Origin of the sequence: Paenibacillus dendritiformis, from assembly GCF_015845845.1 — a bacterium.
In the GTDB taxonomy this organism is placed as follows: domain Bacteria; phylum Bacillota; class Bacilli; order Paenibacillales; family Paenibacillaceae; genus Paenibacillus_B; species Paenibacillus_B dendritiformis_C.
In genome coordinates this window covers 15130-32803 of sequence record NZ_LDIG01000102.1, presented here as the reverse complement: position 1 = coordinate 32803, position 17674 = coordinate 15130, and the positions used below count along the sequence as shown (strand labels likewise).

At 53.4% G+C, this 17674-nt stretch carries 15 protein-coding genes; 3 read left to right on the top strand and 12 right to left on the bottom strand.

Features of this window, described 5'->3' with window-relative positions; all coding sequences use genetic code 11:
• Positions 1-19: 19 nt before the first annotated feature.
• Complete coding sequence (locus ABD76_RS08560; RefSeq protein WP_242069458.1) at positions 20-1342, bottom strand: sugar ABC transporter substrate-binding protein; 1323 nt, start codon at positions 1340-1342, stop codon at positions 20-22.
• A 524-nt stretch (positions 1343-1866) separates the two neighbouring features.
• Positions 1867-3648 carry a glycoside hydrolase family 13 protein gene (locus ABD76_RS08555; RefSeq protein ID WP_197255992.1) on the bottom strand — a complete coding sequence of 594 codons (1782 nt, stop codon included), beginning with the start codon at positions 3646-3648 and terminating at the stop codon, positions 1867-1869.
• A gap of 250 nt (positions 3649-3898) precedes the next feature.
• Between ABD76_RS08555 and ABD76_RS08550 the strand changes: the two genes are divergently transcribed.
• From ABD76_RS08550 to ABD76_RS08540, 3 genes are read left to right on the top strand one after another with little or no spacing between them, the layout of a single operon-like run.
• Positions 3899-5005: a GerAB/ArcD/ProY family transporter gene (locus tag ABD76_RS08550; protein ID WP_242069457.1), complete on the top strand. Its 1107-nt coding sequence runs from the start codon at positions 3899-3901 to the stop codon at positions 5003-5005.
• A 17-nt stretch (positions 5006-5022) separates the two neighbouring features.
• The gene (locus ABD76_RS08545; RefSeq protein ID WP_197255988.1) at positions 5023-6501 is read left to right on the top strand and encodes a spore germination protein; all 1479 of its coding nucleotides are present in this window, start codon (positions 5023-5025) and stop codon (positions 6499-6501) included.
• A 1-nt stretch (position 6502) separates the two neighbouring features.
• Positions 6503-7660 (top strand): Ger(x)C family spore germination protein, encoded by a 1158-nt coding sequence (locus ABD76_RS08540; protein WP_197255986.1) that lies wholly within the window; start codon positions 6503-6505, stop codon positions 7658-7660.
• A gap of 63 nt (positions 7661-7723) precedes the next feature.
• Here the strand turns inward: ABD76_RS08540 and ABD76_RS08535 are convergent, their stop codons facing one another.
• From ABD76_RS08535 to ABD76_RS08490, 10 genes are all read right to left on the bottom strand, one after another.
• Positions 7724-9970: a bifunctional 2',3'-cyclic-nucleotide 2'-phosphodiesterase/3'-nucleotidase gene (locus ABD76_RS08535; RefSeq protein ID WP_197255984.1), complete on the bottom strand. Its 2247-nt coding sequence runs from the start codon at positions 9968-9970 to the stop codon at positions 7724-7726.
• A 246-nt stretch (positions 9971-10216) separates the two neighbouring features.
• On the bottom strand, positions 10217-10993 hold the full coding sequence (locus tag ABD76_RS08530; RefSeq protein WP_242069462.1) for a tyrosine-protein phosphatase: 777 nt from the start codon (positions 10991-10993) through the stop codon (positions 10217-10219).
• A 226-nt stretch (positions 10994-11219) separates the two neighbouring features.
• Positions 11220-12491: an ABC transporter permease gene (locus tag ABD76_RS08525; protein WP_197255978.1), complete on the bottom strand. Its 1272-nt coding sequence runs from the start codon at positions 12489-12491 to the stop codon at positions 11220-11222.
• Entirely contained in the window at positions 12484-13389 is a 906-nt protein-coding gene (locus ABD76_RS08520; protein ID WP_197255976.1) for an ABC transporter ATP-binding protein, read from the bottom strand. The genes ABD76_RS08525 and ABD76_RS08520 overlap by 8 nt, the downstream gene beginning before the upstream one ends.
• A complete protein-coding gene (locus ABD76_RS08515) occupies positions 13386-14285 on the bottom strand; it encodes an ATP-binding cassette domain-containing protein (protein WP_197255974.1) in 900 nt (299 codons plus the stop codon). Before ABD76_RS08515 ends, ABD76_RS08520 begins: the two co-directional genes overlap by 4 nt.
• A 22-nt stretch (positions 14286-14307) precedes the next feature.
• Positions 14308-14697, bottom strand: a complete 390-nt coding sequence (locus ABD76_RS08510; RefSeq protein ID WP_197255972.1) for a GntR family transcriptional regulator — start codon at positions 14695-14697, stop codon at positions 14308-14310.
• 71 nt (positions 14698-14768) lie between these two features.
• Entirely contained in the window at positions 14769-15500 is a 732-nt protein-coding gene (locus ABD76_RS08505; RefSeq protein WP_197255970.1) for an ABC-2 transporter permease, read from the bottom strand.
• Positions 15501-15815: 315 nt separating this feature from the next.
• The gene (locus tag ABD76_RS08500) at positions 15816-16277 is read right to left on the bottom strand and encodes a DUF420 domain-containing protein (RefSeq protein ID WP_197255968.1); all 462 of its coding nucleotides are present in this window, start codon (positions 16275-16277) and stop codon (positions 15816-15818) included.
• Between the two features lie 58 nt (positions 16278-16335).
• Positions 16336-17241: a cytochrome c oxidase assembly factor CtaG gene (gene ctaG, locus ABD76_RS08495; protein ID WP_197255966.1), complete on the bottom strand. Its 906-nt coding sequence runs from the start codon at positions 17239-17241 to the stop codon at positions 16336-16338.
• A 110-nt stretch (positions 17242-17351) separates the two neighbouring features.
• A complete protein-coding gene (locus tag ABD76_RS08490; protein WP_197255964.1) occupies positions 17352-17672 on the bottom strand; it encodes a cytochrome C oxidase subunit IV family protein in 321 nt (106 codons plus the stop codon).
• Positions 17673-17674: the final 2 nt, after the last annotated feature.

Sequence of the window (17674 nt, the reverse complement as noted above, 5' to 3'; positions counted from 1 at the left end):
GAAGTGATAATCGATCTTATCAGCCCTGTTGGGCAATCGCGGTCTTAACGTCCTCCACCGCTTTTTTCAGAATGGCCTCGACGTTGCCGCCATCCCAGATCGGCTCCAGCGTAGCGGTCAGCGGCCCCCATACGGAGCGCATTTCAATAATGTACGGCATAGCCTCCACGTTTTTGAACTGCTCCAGGAACGCCAGCGCATTCGGATTCGCCTGGATGGCCGGCTCGTTCTCCATGCCGTTGCGCGCCGGGATGATGCCTGACAGCTCGTAGTTCTTCACCATCGCTTCCTGAGAGGTAACATGGTGAATGAACAGCTTCGCCGCATTCGGATACGGGGAAAAGGTGCTCACGAAGTAAGCCTTGACCCCGAGGAACGGCTTCGGCGCCTTGCCGTTCGGCATCGGAGGCAGCGGCACCGCGCCGACCTCGAAGCCGAGCTTCTCCTTCGTGAAGTTGCCCAACTGCCAGATGCCGTCCATATTGATCGGCAGCTTGCCGGTCTGGAACAGACTGGTTTTGACGTCTCCGCTCGCGTCCGCGGCCTTGATCGGAATCGCTTCCCGCAAGCTCTGGAAGAATTGGAACGCTTCTATCGCTTCCGGCGTAGCCAGACCGATATCGGCCGGATCGGTTCCGTTTTTGCCGAAGACATAAGCGCCGTTGCCGGCCATAAAGGCATAGTTGTAGTAGAAGTTGTTGACTTCATACAAGAACCCGAATTTGTTGTTCTTCGCATCGTTGTATTTTTTCGCAAAGGCGATAATGCTGTTCCACGAGGCCAGTTCCTCTTCCTTCACCAAATCTTTGTTGTAGTAGAGCAAATAGGTCTCCATATTGCGCGGATAGCCGTAGATGATTCCGTCCAATGACACCGCTTCCACCGCAGCCGGCGCAAAGTTTTTCATCGTGTCTTCCGCGTAGAAATCATTCGGCATGACGAGCCCCGCAGCTACCGCTTCTCCCAGATGATCATGCGGCAGCACCATAATATCGGCTCCGAGTCCGGCCGGGCCGTCTGTTTTCACCTTTGCCATCTGCTCGCCGGATCCAATCTCCTGGATCTCGACCGGAATGTCATACTTCTCCGTGAACTCCTTGGCCATCGTCTCCAGGAACTCCTTCTGCTCCGGGCCTTCCCAGATGACCAGCTTCGCTCCGGGCTCGGGAACAAGCTCCTCCTCGCCAGCCGCTCCGCCGCCAGCGGTATCATTGGCCTCGCCCTGTGCCGCCGGTTCCTCTGCCGCTGGCGTCCCGCTGTCCGGCCGCGGTCCGCACGCCGAAATCATCAACAACATCATGACCATTACGATGAACAAGCTGCCAAGCTTTTTCCCCTTCATGTTCATACCCCTCTCCCTGGTTGGTTCCGATGATGTCATGCTTTTATGCAAACGTTTGTCTTTTTTGGCTGACCATCTCTTCTTGTTTGTCTCCATCCCTCAAATTCCATAAAAGATCCATTTAAAGAAAAAAATAAAAGATCTGAACATTTGTACAACTGATGAAAATAACAAAAACCGCTATCCAATCGCAAAAATCCCCTCGTGAAAACAACCTCTCTTTTATCTTGTGCCCATCATGCGCGCCGTTGTTCGTTCAGTGGCCAGCCTGCGGGGTCTTCTTCCGCACCGCATTAGCCTGCCTTATTCTCCGATTCATTCAAACGATTGCACAAATGGACGAAGGACACCCTTCCGTTCGCATCATCCCCTTATCCGGCACTAGCTCTCTGGCACGTCAGAATACAAAATAACCCCGGCATCTCTTCACTCAAGCTTCAAAGAGAATACCGGGGTTGTTCGGCTAAGCCGCCGAAAGCATTGCCCTTAAATTGTCGTCTGTCTTAGTTGCATTGTATATGTTTTCATTGAGCATTGTCAATATTGCTTTTCATGCGAAGGACCGCAAAACCATAGCCATCCAAGGCCAACTCCAGCGTGTCCGGCTTGGCGGCGATGCGGCTGCCTTCTCCGTATTCCAGCGACCAGGCATGCCGCTCCTCGGCTTCCGTTCCCGTCTCCAGCCGCAGTTCCGCCGGAGCTACGCCTGCGTTCATCGCGATCAGGAAAGTAGCGTCGGAGCCCGTTAACTCATACATCAACGTTCTTCCCTCCGCTTCGGCATGCAGGAACCGAATCCGCGCGGATCGCAGGGCCTCATGCTCGCGGCGAAGCGCGATGATGCGCTGGTAGAAGGCGAACAGATCGCGGTCTTGCTCGGCTTTATCCCATACCATGCATCGGCGGCAGCCCGGATCCGGTCCGCCATCGAGACCGATCTCGTCTCCATAGTAGATGCAAGGCGTGCCCGGATAAGTGAACTGGAACAGCGCCGCCAGCTTCATCGGACGGACATCTCCCTCGCAGAGCGTCAGCAGGCGCGGCGTATCGTGGCTGTCAAGCAGATTGAAGGATACTTCCGTCACCGGCTGCGGATAGCTGGCCAGAATCGATCCGATGGAATTCGCGAACTCGCGGGCGTCCGTCGTCTGCCGGGCGAAGAAGTTCAGCACCGCATCCGTGAACGGGTAATTCATGACGGCATCGAACTGATCCCCCTGCAGCCACATCATCGAATCATGCCATATTTCCCCCAAAATATACGCGTCCGGATTCGCCTGCTTGACGACTTGCCGGAATTCGCGCCAGAATTGATGATCGACCTCGTTGGCCACATCGAGCCGCCAGCCGTCAATGCCGATCTCCTCTACCCAATATCTCGCCACCTCCAGCAAATACCGCTTCACCTCCGGATGGCTCGTATTGAGCTTCGGCATCAACGGCTCGAAGGCGAACGTCTCATAGGTCGGCTTTCCGTCGACGACGCGCAGCGGGTAGTCTTTGACATAGAACCAGTCCGCATACGGGGAGTCGCTCCCCTTCTCCATCACGTCGACGAACGGAGGGAACGTGCGGCCGGCATGGTTGAACACCGCGTCCAGCAGCACCCGGATTCCCCGCTTATGGCACGCTTCGACCAATTCCTTCAGCTTCTCATTCGTGCCGAAGTGCCTGTCCACCTTCAAATAATCCCGTGTGTCGTACTTATGGTTCGTCGTCGCTTCGAAGATCGGCGTAAAGTAAATGGCATTAATGCCTAACTCCGTTAAATAATCGAGATGGTCCAGAACCCCTTGCAGGTCGCCGCCGAAGAAATTGCCGGGCTTCGGTTCCCCGCCCCACGCCTCGGTCTTCTCCGGATCGTTGCCGGGATCGCCGTTCGCGAACCGTTCCGGGAAGATCTGATAGAAGACGGCCTCCTTCACCCAGGCAGGGGCTTCGAACATATCGTTCGGATGGAGGAACGGATACTCGAACGATTCGAAGTAGTCCCAAGGCAAGTCGTCGAAAAAACCGCGCTCGGTCAAATATACCTGCTCGTCCTTGCCCTGAATCCGGAAGGCATAGCGCAACCGCCGGTACGGCGGACGGTACGCAGCCTCCCAATAATCGAACAACGCATCCGATGCAAAAATATGCATCGGTATGAACTCTGTCGAATCTCTGAACGCATATTTGTCCACCACGATCGCTTCCGCCTTCACGGCATCATCCCGCTTCGTGCGGAGCCGGAGATGGATCGTCTCGCGATCGTAGGCATACGACCAATTCAGCTTGGAACGATGATACACCGCTTCCCTTTGCATGTGCCCACTCCCTTGTACATCATCTCAAAAAGCGATAACCGAAGGCATCGCGGACAACAACAAAAAAGGCACAGCCAGCGCGAAAAAATCACGAGGTTGTACCTGTCCGGTAGCATTGCCTTTAAGTTATTTAGCTGTATTATAGCCGGAACCGTCTCTTTTGGCTATATCTTTTACCGTTTTATGATTAATTTTTTCCTGCCCGGCTCATTCTAAGGATGTCAATCAGACCCAAAAAAGGATGATCTTCATGAACCGCGGCTCGGAATTTATCACCTATCTTCAATTATGCTTCATCATGATGCTGTCAACCGGGCTCCTCAATCATGTCATCATTATTCCGATCCTGCTTCAGCAAGCAGGCCGTGACGGATGGTTGAGCGTTATTATGCTGATGCTTATCGTTCTGAGCTGGATACCGTTGCTCCAGAGGCTGATGAAGGCCAAGGGGCAGCAAGCGTTGTTCCCATGGATGAAGGAGACCTTCGGCCCTGCGGTTGCCTGGTGCGTTACGGCCGTTCTTGGGCTGTACTTGTGGATCAGCGCGTTTGTCACGGTGAAGGATACCGTGAACTGGGCCAGAACATCGTATTTACCGCAGACCCCCCTGTTCGTTCTTACGGTATCGCTTCTGCTTCTCTGTATTTTCGGGGCACTGGCCGGCCTGCGATCCATTGCCGTTTGTTCGGGGATCCTGCTTCCGTTTGTCCTCCTGTTCGGATACTTCATCATGTTCGCCAACGCCAAATATAAAGACTACTCCTTAATGTTCCCGCTGTTCGAGCACGGGTATATGCCGGCGGTTCGCGGAACGCTGTACATCGGAGCGGGCCTGGCCGAACTGTTCCTTTTGATCCTTATTCAGCACAGGATATCCAAGACGCCTCGCTTCTGGGGAATCGCGGCGCTCGCTCTTATTTTATGCGGATTGACGATAGGGCCGCTCATCGGATCGATTACGAACTTCGGCATCAAAGAAGCTGTCAATATCCGATACCCGGCATTCGAGCAGTGGAGATTGGTTACCGTCAGCAAATATATTGAACATGTCGATTTTCTGTCCATTTATCAATGGATGTCGGGCGCGTTCATCCGCATTTCGTTCATGCTTTTTCTGATCGTGGAACTGCTTCCGCTCCATTCGCTCTACCATCGGATGCTGATGTGCATCTTTGCGGGGGTAACCTTGCTGATTGCCGTCAATTTGCATCTAAGCGATATGTTGTTTTTCAAAGCTCTTGAATTATTCGTTCTGCCCGGAACAACCGCAGGCCTTACCCTGTTATCCCTGTTCCTGTTCCTGATGAGCTGGTTCCGTTCCCGGCGTGGCACGAAGCCGCGCCCCAAAGACCTATAAGCAAGGAGGCTTCAAGCATGAGCGCCAATTCATCATCCTCTTCTCCGCTTACGCTCAAAGTCATTCGAGATTATTTCGCGGAATGCTCCGATATCAAGTCGGAGACTTACGAGTTCGGTCCGGCTGCAAAGCCGTTCAAACTCACCTTAATCTACTGCTCCGGTATGACCGATATGAAGCAGTTGAATCAGGCTGTCGTGCCGGCGTTGCAGCGCATGCTGCAAGATGCCTCGTCCGTATCTCGGGCGGTCGCACGCAACCGGTTCATTCCTCTGCTTCCCATGCCCCCGGGAGCCGGCCTGACAGAGATGGAACGGAAGCTGTTCACCGGGGAGCTGCTTGTCTATGTGCATGGCGACAATGAAGTATACTTTATCGATATTTCCGAGCGCCCGGAACGGCAGCCGGAAGAATCCAATACAGAAGTCTCCATCAAAGGCCCGAAGGATGGATTTACGGAAAATCTGGCAACGAATGTGGCGCTCGTCCGCAAGCGTCTTCGCACCCAGTCCGTGAACTATGAGACGTTTATTATCGGGAGGCGCTCGCAGACCGAGGTCGGCCTGCTCTACATGCAGGATGTCATTCGGCCGGATCTGGTCGATATCGTAAGGAAGCAGCTTCATGCAATTGATACCGATATAATCGTCGGCAGCTCCCAACTGGGCGAATTGATGCTGAACTCCAATTATTCCATGTTCCCGCTGATGGATTACATCGGGCGCCCCGATTATGTGGTGGAGTCGCTGAGCCGCGGAAGATTCGTCATCCTCGTCGACGGCTCGCCTATGGCGCTCATCGGGCCTTCCAGCCTGTGGCTGCTCCTGAAGTCGCCGGAGGATGTTCATTTTCCGACTTTTTTCGTCGGCTTCCAGCGCATCATCCGCTTGTGCGGGCTTGTCATCTCCATCTTCATGCCTGGCTTCTGGCTCGCCCTCAGTGCTTACAATGTGGAGCAGCTCCCGTTCCCGCTCCTGGCCACCGTGTCGACGGCCCGGATGGGCCTGCCGATGTCTGCGACAATGGAATTGCTGTTCATGCTGGGGATGTTCGAACTGTTCCGGGAGGCCGGCATTCGACTTCCTAAGGTCGTGGGGCAAACGCTGGCCGTCGTCGGCGGCTTGATTGTGGGAGACGCCTCGATCCGTGCGGGGCTCGCTTCTCCGACTACGCTGGTGGTCGCAGCCGTCACGGCCGTCGCTACCTTCACCCTGATCAATCAATCTCTGAGCGGAACGGTTAGCGTGCTGCGGCTTGGCGTGCTGCTGGCCAGCTCGCTGCTGGGGATGTTCGGCTTCTTCTTATCGGTGATGGCCATTTTACTCTATTTGTCATCGATTCTGTCTTACGGCATTCCGTACCTTGCCCCCGTATCGCCGCCCAGATGGAGAGATATGTGGAAAGCGCTGCTCCGCGTACCGCTCAATATGGATAAGTACCGATCCCAGTTATTGACGCGGGGCCAGGACGACACGAGAAAGGGGGAGGACTCTTGAGATGAACGCCAGATGGAAGCTGTTGGTCATCATTCCGCTCGCGGCAATGATCCTTCTCGGTCTGCCCGGCTGCTGGGATGCCAAAAATATTCAGGACATTAACTACATTGCGGCCATCGGCATCGATTACGAGGGCGGAAAATACGTCATCTACACGCAATCGCTCGACTTCACGAACGTCGCCAAGCAGGAGACAAAAGCAAACGAGCCTGCTCCAATCTGGGTCGGACGGGGCACAGGCTTTACGCTGGACATGGCGGTTAACGATATCTATAACATCTCCCCGCTGCGCGTACTGTTCGAGCATACATCCGCTCTTATCATTACGGAGAGAGCGATGAAGCATAATATCAATCATATGATGGACGCGCTTCGCAGATACCGTGAGGTTCGTTATACGCCATGGGTGTTCGGCACGAAGGAGCCCTTGGACAAACTGCTCTCGGTCACGAATGTGTTCAATATATCGCCGATCACATCTCTGCTTCATCATCCGGAGGACGTGTATCAGCAGAGTTCCTTCATCGCCCCGGTTCCGCTGCAGAAAGTGACGTCGGAGCTGGGAGAGCCGACTTCCTCCATTCTCCTCCCGTCACTGATCACGCAGGATACGCAATGGGTTCAGAATGGAAAGCCGAGCGGACAGTACCTCATCAACGGAGCTTATATTATCGCGAACGGGGAAAATAAAAAGTGGATGTCATGGCGAGATCTGATGGGCCTGCGCTGGCTGACACGGACAACGGCGCGGGCGCCCGTCGTCATCGGCCAGGAAAAAAAGCCGGTGGCCGTCCTGTCCATGTATTATCCGGTGAGTTCGGTTCAAGTCACCATGAAGAACAACCAGCCCGTCTTTCGCATCAAGCTGAAAGTGTCCGGACATCTGGATGAAATGCTGGAAAATGTGCAGGTGGCCGAACTTCGCCGCCTGCTCAACGAAAAAATCGAGAAGGATATCCGCCAGACGTTCGAGAAGGGGTTAGAGTATGGCCTTGATATTTACAACTTGAAAAACGAAGTATACCGCAAGAAGCTGAAGCTGTGGAAAGCGCTCGGCAACGGAAAAGAGATCCGCCTTACCCCCGAGTCCATCGCCTCCATCGAAATCAATGCGGACATTCACCATAGCGGCGCGTACAAGTTCGTAAATCCAAAATAATCTTCCGAATAGGGAAAGACCCTGTCAGACAAGACAGGGTCTGTTCTGCTTCCGGTGTCCGCCTTAGCTTGCAGCCGGAGAGGACGCGCTCAATGATTGCAGGATCGATTCCGACAGCCACAGCCGGTTGTCCGTCAGCTTCGATTGCACCGGCTGCTTCTGACCATTCACCTGAATCTCGCGCGAATTCAAGATATAAATCACGGTGGCATCGCCTTTGGTCAAGGTTACCGTCTTCGTCTTGTTGTTATAGACGATGTCGATGCCTGCCTCCTCCGCCTTCGCCCGCACCGGAACAAGAGCATCCGAAGCGGATGGCTTCTCCGGCGCCGTCTGCTGCTCCTCGCCTGCCGACAGGTCCAGCGAGAACTTGGCGAAGCCGTCGCTCTCCAGCCCGATGAATTGCATGCCTCCGGCTTGAGCCGCTGCCTCTTGCGCCTTCGGAGACGTGCGGAACGTAACATTGGCCTCCCCTTGGATCGGCACGAAGGACCAGTTGTTATCCGCGGTCGGATTGATTTTTTTGTTCTGCGCGATGTAATCGATCAAGATTTGACGTGTCTCGTCCGGCGAAGAAATAACGATATTCGACCCGTCCAGATTCGGGAAGTTGCCTCCGCCGCTCGCACGATAATTGTTCGTGGCGACCAGGAATTTCTGTTCCTTCGTCACCGGCTTCCCGTTATATTGCAGATTGACGATCCGGTGCGAATCCGGAGCCGCCAGTTGGCCCTGCCGATTGTAGCGGGCAGGCTGAGTCACGTCGAGCTGGTACGTCACGCCGTCAATGACATCGAACAGATAGGTAGGGAACTCTTCATTGATAAGCGGCTGCTCTCCCGCCTTGCCCGGCACAATCTGGTTGAATTGCCCCGCCGCATGCTCCAGCCATTCTTTTACTTCATCCCCATTAAGCAGGACGACATTCACCGTATTCGGATACACGTACAGATCGGCGGCGCTCTTCACGGCCAGCGTCCCTGCCGGAATATCGGTGAAATAACTCGGGCCCCAGCGTCCGCCTGCCTTGAACGGAGCTGCCGCCGACAGAACCGGAATGCCCTCATAGGAAGTGCCTTGAATATATTTTTCCGTATACCATTTCTGGGCGTTGGAGACGATCTGAACGGATGGATCGTCGCGCACGACGGAGAAGAAGCTGTTGATCGGCGCCGTCGTCTCCCCGATCGGCTGGCGCACATATTCGATCGTGCCTTCGTGATCCGCCTTCACGGCATCCACGATGCGCTGATCGGCATCGACGAGCGGCTTTTTATTCACTTTATCGTAGATCGGACGGGCTTCGGACTTGCTGTCGACCACCGTCCATTTCCCGCCGGATTTCTCCAAGGTCAGATCGATGATGCCGAGATGATCTCCCCAGAATCCCGGCATGACCGCAGGAGTCCCGTGAATGGTTCCTTTCTTCACATCGACCCCTTCGATGTTCTCGAAGTCCGGACTCGGGAAGACGTTATGGTCATGCCCGAACATGACGGCGTCGATTCCTTTGACCTGGGTCAAATAGTAGACCGTGTTGTCATCATTGCCCTTCCGCGGGCTGCTGTCGAAGCCGGAGTGAGGAATCGCGACGATGAGATCGGCGCCCTCCTGCTTCATCTTCGGCACGAACTTCTCCGCGGTCTCGATAATGTCCTTGACGACAACCTTGCCTTCCAGGTTCGCCTTGTCCCACTCCATCACCTTCGGCGGAACAAATCCGATGACCCCGATCTTCAGCGCAACGTCTTTGCCGGCTTCATCCTTAAATGTTCTCGTCAAGATTTCATACGGCTTGAAGTAATTTTTATCGTTGTCCGGGTTGTTGTCCCCGTCATCGATGTAGACATTGGCATTCACGTAAGGGAACGCGGAGCCCTTCAAGCTGCGATCGAGGAACTCCAGACCATAGTTGAACTCATGATTCCCGATTCCGGCCGCATCGTACTTCAGCAGATTCATCGCTTTGAACACCGGATGGACCTGGCCGTCCTGAAGAGGCTTGATTTTGGCCGCATAATCTCCCAGCGGATTGCCTTGAATCAGGTCGCCGTTGTCGAACAGCATGCTGTTCGCCACCTCTTGACGCGCCTTCATAATGAGCGAAGCCGTCTTCGCCAGGCCGAACTCGTCGGTTTCCTTATCCTGGTAGTAATCATGATTCACAATATGTGTATGAATGTCGGTCGTCTCCATCAGCCGCAGCTTCAGCTTCGGCCCCTGCGCCGCCTCGCCGAACGCCGTCATGGAGAATGCGCTGCTCAGCAGCATGACGGCAAGAAAACATGTTAACGCTTTCAATTTCTTCATTCCAGCAACCCTCCCGTTGTATTCAATCCCATTTCGGCAATCAAATGATACGAGCGTCTTTACAATATTTCATAATAATCCCGCTTCACCTATGTACAACGATGCTCTATCCTCTTCCCTCCTTACGAAAAACGATAGATTGGAATCATATCATGAACGACTTGCTTTATTACTGTAACCTTTGTTCACGAATTTAGCAATAACCTGCTTCTCATTTACAAAATAAAAAAATCTCTCCCCGGCAGATTATGAGCGAAGCAAAAGGTCTTTCATTTTATGAAGCGAGTATTCGCTGATGCCGCATCCTTCGTTTAAATAAGCCTCTACCGATCCATATTGGCAGATGAGCTCATCCAGCACTTCTTCCAAATAATCGCGGCGAACTTGAAGCAAAGGCTTCAACCGCTCGTGCGTGAGGCGAAAAAGACTTGTATACCGCAGAAAAGCCGCCGCTCTCTTCATACGGGCTTCCGTCAATGAATTGGAGAGCATATAATCCGCCATCACGGCGTCACGCGGAACCCCCGCCAGCAGTTGAATCAAGGCAACAATCACGCCCGTCCGATCTTTCCCGTCTGCGCAATGGATAAGTGCCGGTACATCGTTTTCTGCGCCAAACAGCGTGATCACTTCGCGGATTTGCGGCATACTCTCAAATGCGATTCTTCGATAGAAATCCTTCATCATCTTTTCGAGGTCTATCGTTTTGGCCGATTTCATCATCATCATGAAAAACGCGAACCGCGTGTAATCCTCTTCGTGTTGAGAAATGGGGATGTTGACGACTCGGATCGTCCGGTTTTGATGCGTTGGCATGATTCGGGACTTGCGCTCATTCGGCGTTCGTAGATCGCAAATCAATTTAAGGTTCAAGGCATTAAGCTTCTCCAAGTCATGCGCGGTTAACCTCGACGGTTCCCCGGAACGGAACAGAATGCCCGTCTTCATCACGCGGCCGTCCTCGGTCGGCAAGCCGCCGATATCCCTGAAATTTGTTATTTTTTTGAAAGGCTTTACTGCCATCCGCCTGTCGGCGTATAAATGATTCATCTGCAAGCGACCTCCAACATAGAACGAAAGGTGTCATCTTACCATAGCATAGTCGGCTTCCATTTGGGACAGAAGATAACATCTTCGTGACGCAGAAAATCCCTGACAAACCAAAGATGCAGTTCATCAGGGAATTTCAACGATGATTAGTGATTTGCCTTGCCGATAACGCGTCCCCGCAAGGTGTGTCAGCGGCAGCTTAAATTTTGTACGCCTTCATCGCCTTGCGGATCTCTTTCCACGACGGGCGCTTGCCGTACATCAGGACGCCAGTGCGGTAGATCTTGGCCGCCAGCCAGCCGAACACGAAGACCGAGGCGAGGAGGATAACAATTGATATCCCGAATTCCCACCAGGCCACCTCGCCTGCGCCGAGGCGCAGCAGCATCGAGGTTGGCGTGAAGAATGGAATATACGATGATATTCTGACCAGCAGCGAATTCGGCGTCGAGATGCTGAAGATGGCAATATAGAACGCCGCCAACGTCAGCATCGACATCGGCATAATCGCTTGGCCGAGATCTTCTGTCCGGCTAACGATCGAGCCGACCGCCGCGAACAAGGTCGCGTACAGGAAGTAGCCCAGCACGTAGAGCAGCAAGCCGCCGCCTACGACACCCCAATCGATCATCGAGATATCGAAGTTAATGGCCTTCAGCGGCGCATTGTTATGCGGCAGCATCAGATTCCCGATCATGACGAGGAAGAAGAGCACAATCTGCATCAACCCGAGGATGAACATGCCGATAATCTTCCCGAACATCTGGGCGAGCGGCGAGACGCTCGTAATGAGAATTTCCATAATGCGGGAGCTTTTCTCCTGCGTAACCTCGGACGCGATCATATTCCCCGTCATCGTATTTGTCATGAAGAACAAGATGATGAGCACAGTGACGACCGCAACCGAGACCCCCTTCTTGGCAGGGTTCTTCTCTTCGCCGGCCTGACCGCCTTCCTTCAGGATCGTCTTGCTCTCGACTTGAACCGGCTCGTTCAATTGCGCAATCTGCTCCGGCGTCAATGAATCCTTGACCAGCCACTCCGTCTTAATCAGCGCGAGCGTGCCTGTCAGCTTCGATTCCTTCTCCATGCCAAGCTCATCTTTTCCGGAATAGACGACAAGCGGAAATTCTCCCTTCGCCTTATCCTCGAATGTAATATACCCTTCGATCTTGCCGGCCTCTACATCCTTCTTCAACTGCTCCTCCGACGCATCGGAATACGGAACGAAGCGGAAGTCCGCCTTCTCCTGCTTGGCATAATGATCGGCGAGCGACTTCGCGATGTCCGGATGCGGCCCGGAGACGACGCCGATCGTAGTCGGCTCGTTATTCGAGAATAAAGATATGAAGTACGGGACGTTGGCGCCCACGCTAATGAGCAGAGCCAGAACGAGCGTCGAAATAAGAAACGATTTGGTCATCAGCTTGGTCCGCAGCGTAAATCCGATAACCGTCCATACATTATTCATTCGAATCACCTCCTACCGCCTTGATGAAGATTTCATTCAAGGTCGGCTCCTTCACTTCGAAATGCTGAATCGGACCTTGGGCGAGCGCCTTCTGCAAAATCTCCTGCGCGACAGCCTCGCCGCTGATCCGAATCCGGTATCCTTCCTCCGTCCGGTTCACATCGGTTACTCCCGGAATCGAGGCCAGCCCTTCCACTTCTCCGGCGGCGCGAAGCAGCACCTGCTCCCGCGGGTAACGGGACTTCAACTCCCGCAGCGAGCCTTGGACGACCGCATTGCCCTTCTGCAAAATCGTCACATTGCGGCACAGTTCCTCGACATGCTCCATCCGGTGGGTCGAGAACAGAATGCTCGTGCCTTGGTCGCGAAGCTCCTTGACGGTCTCCTTCAGCAGCTCGACATTGACCGGATCCAGCCCGCTGAACGCCTCATCCAGAATGAGCAGCTTCGGCTTGTGCACGATGGCCGCGATGAACCCGATTTTTTGCTGATTCCCTTTGGACAGCTCTTCAATCTTCTTGTTATAGTTCTCCGGCACATTGAAGCGTTCCAGCCAATATTTGAGATTCCGGTCCGCTTCCTTGCGCGGCATTCCGCGCAATTGCGCCAAATAAGTCACCTGATCGCTTACCCGAATTTTCGGATACATGCCCCGCTCTTCCGGCAAGTACCCCAGCGTCCGCTGCAGATCGGTATGGAACGGCTGGCCGTTATAACGGATCTCCCCTCCGTCCGGGTAAATGAGGCCAAGCACCATGCGCATCGTCGTCGTTTTCCCCGCGCCGTTCGCCCCCAACAGACCGTAAATTTCTCCCTCTTCCACATTCAGACTCAGGCCGTTAACGGCTGTCTTGTCCGCATACTGCTTCACGACTTGCTTCAACTCCAATGGCTTCATTCGCCTCGAACCTCCTGATTCAACTCGATTACATACGCCAGAATATCATCCAGCTCGATGCCGGCCGTCTGACGGGGGATAATGCCGTTCTCCGCCAGGAACGCATCGACCCGATCCGCCTGGCTGGCAATCAGCCGCACCCCGTGCCTTTCCTGTATCGCCTTGACCACGCCCGGAACGCCGGCATAATCTTCGGCCTCCCCTTCTAGCCAGAATTCCTTCCAGGCATCGAACAACGCATCCTTCTCGATGACGAGCAGCACCTGCCCCTGGTGCAGGAACAGAACATAATCGGCAAGCCGCTTCACTTCCTCGATAATATGCGTCGCAATGACAATGGAACGTCGGCCTTCTTCCAAATACGAATTCAAATCGTCGATCATCATCCGCCAGGATAGCGGATCGAAGCCGGAAGACGGCTCATCCAGCAGCAGAAGGTCCGGCCGAGGGCAGATGGCCAGGATGAGATCGAGCTTGCGGCGCATCCCTTTGGACAGCTTCTTGAGCTTCGTCTTTGGGGGGATGTCATACCGGGCCATCAGATGATGATACAACCTCCAATCCCATCGCTCATACCAGTAAGCGGAGAAGGCTGCCGCCGCTTCCGCGGTTAGATCATCCTCCTCCGAATTGGGACTCTCCGCCACATAGCCGATGCGCGCCTTGACAGACGTGTCCGGCTCCGGCTGATAGGTCTCCTGGAAGAGCGCAACGGTGCCGCTATCCGGCTTAATGAAGCCCATGAACATGCCCATCAACGTTGACTTCCCGGCCCCGTTCGTTCCCACAATCGCAGTGACGCAGCCTTGGGGAAGCTGGATGTTCAACGGTCCAATTTGCAGCCGTTCCCTGCGCTTCACCACGTCCTTCAATACTATGACCGGCTCGATATTCATCGCATTCGCTCCTTATTCCGGATTACTTCATCTGCTTCTGCCGGATCAGGTCCTCCAGCATGTGCGCTAGCTCTGCAGCAGACATCTCTACCCGCATGGCAGCCTCGACCGCTGCCAAGAGCGCATCTTCCACTGCCTGCTTGCGGTATCGCTCCCGCTCGCCGGCCCCGACCGGCGCAACGAACGTCCCCGTTCCCTGCTTCGTCCGCAGCAGCCCTTCCGCCTCCAGATCCTGATATACTCGTCGAACCGTAATGACACTGCATCGCAATTGGTGGGACAATTCACGAATGGACGGCAGCAGCATTCCTTCATTCAGATAACCGCTCAAAATCAATGCGCGCAGTTGACTCGTAATCTGCGCATATAACGGTTCCGAGCTGTTCTCATTAATGTCAATCGGTATGAACACCGCCTGCCCCCCCTGACTCTTCTCTTCATATTGATATCGTCATTTGTTCCCCGTACAGAGACTGCCCGCGTCTAATCGAGATCCCGATTGCGAATCGTATTCCGGGTGGCGGCTATGCCGATAACGAATGTCTGGACAATGACGCCTGCGGCGATCAAACCGCTTATCCACGGATAATGCTTGGCGATATAGATGACGGCCATCATCATGCTTCCCCCGGACAAGGCCACGATAACAGAGAGGGCAAGTATGATGAACATTACAATAAAGACGAGTCGCTGGTAGCCCCCGGCATGCTTGCCTAGTTCAAACTGGATGTACACCGTCTGAACCACGACAGAGTACGCGGTCAGAACGAGCACATAGGCGATGAGCGATAGCGGCGAGAAGGTCGATTGCAGTCTGTCGCTGAGCATCATCTGCAGGGTCAAGAACACCCCCATATTTATGACGAAGGCCACCGCCAGCATCAAATAGCGCGAGAGCGCGATCGTACCTGCATCAATCGGCATCATGCACAGCCTCTTCATCCATTTCGTATAAGCATCCTCCTGCAGATAGCGCATGTTTCGCCGGGAGAAAAAGAATCCGAAATTCGGCAAGGAGATAAGGTAGACAAAATCAAAAACCGCTCGCAGAACTAAAGTATCGCCCTCCTGATCCGGTTTCAACAAGCCATTCAGCATCAGCGTCGAAATAGCCCCCATATAACCACTGAACAACAGCGTGAACAAGACCCCCCATTTAAAGCGAACCAGGTCCGTCTTGACCAGCATCCACGCATCCTTCCACTGCTTATTCACCGGTATCCCCTCACTTCTCGAATCCATCGATGGAGATTCAGTTCTCTCGTATCCTGCATCTTGAAGGCGCAGGCTCCATGATCACTGTGCTCACTATGTATATCTTTATACACAGTATACTCACTTTGCCTTTTTAATGTCAATACTTGTTTCTAGCGGTATGCGTTTTCAGGTTGACATCCATAAAAAAAGCATTCCGGGGCAGGGATCTTCCTTCGTCCGGAATGCTTGATCGCGATTGTAGCCGGCACCAAGAAAATGCCCCCATGCCGTGCTCCCTTAACGGGAGCAAGCATAGGGGGGTTGAGTGCGCATCTAGCCAAAGATGGCTTCGATGACCGGCTTCGTATGTCCGCCAGGGTACAGTATATAAAGAAGCACATATACGGTAACGCCGGTGATGGCGGTAATGAACCAAATAATCGAGGTGATTTTTCCGATTTTGCGATGCAGCTTGAATTTGGAGCGGAATCCGCTAATCAATGTCGTAATGCCGAATACGGCCGCCACGGTAGCGAGCACAATATGGAACAGCAGGAAAATGAGATAGATCGTCTTCAATCCTTCAGGGCCGCCCCAGGATGTATTGCCGACAAATATGGTCCGTGATACGTAAATGATAAAGAACAGAAGGGCGGCTACGGCTGCCGCGATCATCGTCTTCTTGTGCGCCTCGCGCTTGCCCTTGATGATAAGCGCCCAGCCGATCGCGACCAGAATCGCGCTAATGACGATAAATGTCGTGCTTACCGCAGGCATAAGATTATACAAATCCACGAATGGTATGCCTCCTCTACCTCAACTCAGACTTGCCTTTCATTATAAACCAATTCTCTCAATGGAGCTGCCCTTCCGGAAGAGTGTCCACAATATCGTCATCCTCTTTGCTTTCTCTGCGGTACCAATGAATGAAGACATAATAGAGAATGCAGCCGAACATAATCTCTTGCACCAGCTTCATCACGATGCCGCCCAGCTGCTGATCCTCCACCGGCGAGAACCAGTTGAAGAATTCAGGGCCGTCAAAAGCGGCCAGCAGCTTGCTCGGATCGCCGGTTAGACAGTAGCCCATCGCTTGAATCCACGTTTCCTTGTCCACATAAGTCGCATACAACGGCTCGCCTGCAAAAATTATAAGCGCGCACGCCGGCGTAATCAGGACGCCGTTCAAGAAGATATAGCCCATCTTCTTGACGTCTGCCAGCATAACCCACTCCGGGACAGGCACGACAATCGGCCACCACATGATCATGGATGCGATGAACAGGACAATATAATAGACGACATGAACCGCATAATGCGTCATCACATAATCATGAATCGCAGGTACATGGTAGAACGAGAACAAAGCATTGAACAGCAGGGCCATGAGGATCGGGTGCATCAATCCTTTCAGCCGCCGCAGCGGCTTGCGATCGAGCAAGTACTTCCACAGCCAGGCCGGGATGCCTAATAGAATCAATGGCGGGACAATAATGTACGTGATGGCCATCATCAGCATATGGAACGTCAGCATCATATGGCTCATGATGTTAAGCGGCCCCCCTTGGGCCAGATATAACAGCAGCACGCCGCTGATGAACATCAGCTTTTTGGATACGGGAACAGGGTTAGTCTGGGCGAACACTCGTCTATACGGGCCCGTAATTCCCAGATAGAGAATGACAACAAGCACCGAAGAGACAAGAAACAACGGACTCCATACATCATACGGGCTAAAGTATTTCGTTAATTCAAACAATCTCGTTCATCTCCTTCTCTCGCGGATGCCATCATTTCGCCACATTTTGCTCTATTACGGAAAAAGAGGCGACGCCTGTGCGTCCCCTCTTTCTAAATATCCGATTCGGCTTACCACCAGACCCAGTATACGGCCATAATAATCGCCAAGAATGCGACGAAAGCTCCACCTATCATAAAGACAATGGGCAGCATATGGCCTTTGTCCTTCATATGCATCCAGTAGGCCATTTGAATGACGACCTGCAGAACAGCCATGACAAGCAGCAAAATATAGGTGAAGGTCTTGTTAACGATACCGGCGGAAGCTACCATTACAAAGGCGATAAGCGTCAGTACGATGGAGAAGATAAAAGCAATGATATGCTTTTGCTTTCCTTCATGCTTATGACGGCGATTCGACGAGTTGGATGCCACGTTTTGAGCTGCCATCG

Excerpts from the sequence above, each read along its gene's own strand:
- ABD76_RS08560 (WP_242069458.1), bottom strand. The coding sequence starts at position 1,342 with ATGAAGGGGAAAAAGCTTGGCAGCTTGTTCATCGTAATGGTCATGATG.
- ABD76_RS08555 (WP_197255992.1), bottom strand. The coding sequence starts at position 3,648 with ATGCAAAGGGAAGCGGTGTATCATCGTTCCAAGCTGAATTGGTCGTAT.
- ABD76_RS08550 (WP_242069457.1), top strand. The coding sequence starts at position 3,899 with ATGAACCGCGGCTCGGAATTTATCACCTATCTTCAATTATGCTTCATC.
- ABD76_RS08545 (WP_197255988.1), top strand. The coding sequence starts at position 5,023 with ATGAGCGCCAATTCATCATCCTCTTCTCCGCTTACGCTCAAAGTCATT.
- ABD76_RS08540 (WP_197255986.1), top strand. The coding sequence starts at position 6,503 with ATGAACGCCAGATGGAAGCTGTTGGTCATCATTCCGCTCGCGGCAATG.
- ABD76_RS08535 (WP_197255984.1), bottom strand. The coding sequence starts at position 9,970 with ATGAAGAAATTGAAAGCGTTAACATGTTTTCTTGCCGTCATGCTGCTG.
- ABD76_RS08530 (WP_242069462.1), bottom strand. The coding sequence starts at position 10,993 with ATGGCAGTAAAGCCTTTCAAAAAAATAACAAATTTCAGGGATATCGGC.
- ABD76_RS08525 (WP_197255978.1), bottom strand. The coding sequence starts at position 12,491 with ATGAATAATGTATGGACGGTTATCGGATTTACGCTGCGGACCAAGCTG.
- ABD76_RS08520 (WP_197255976.1), bottom strand. The coding sequence starts at position 13,389 with ATGAAGCCATTGGAGTTGAAGCAAGTCGTGAAGCAGTATGCGGACAAG.
- ABD76_RS08515 (WP_197255974.1), bottom strand. The coding sequence starts at position 14,285 with ATGAATATCGAGCCGGTCATAGTATTGAAGGACGTGGTGAAGCGCAGG.
- ABD76_RS08490 (WP_197255964.1), bottom strand. The coding sequence starts at position 17,672 with ATGGCAGCTCAAAACGTGGCATCCAACTCGTCGAATCGCCGTCATAAG.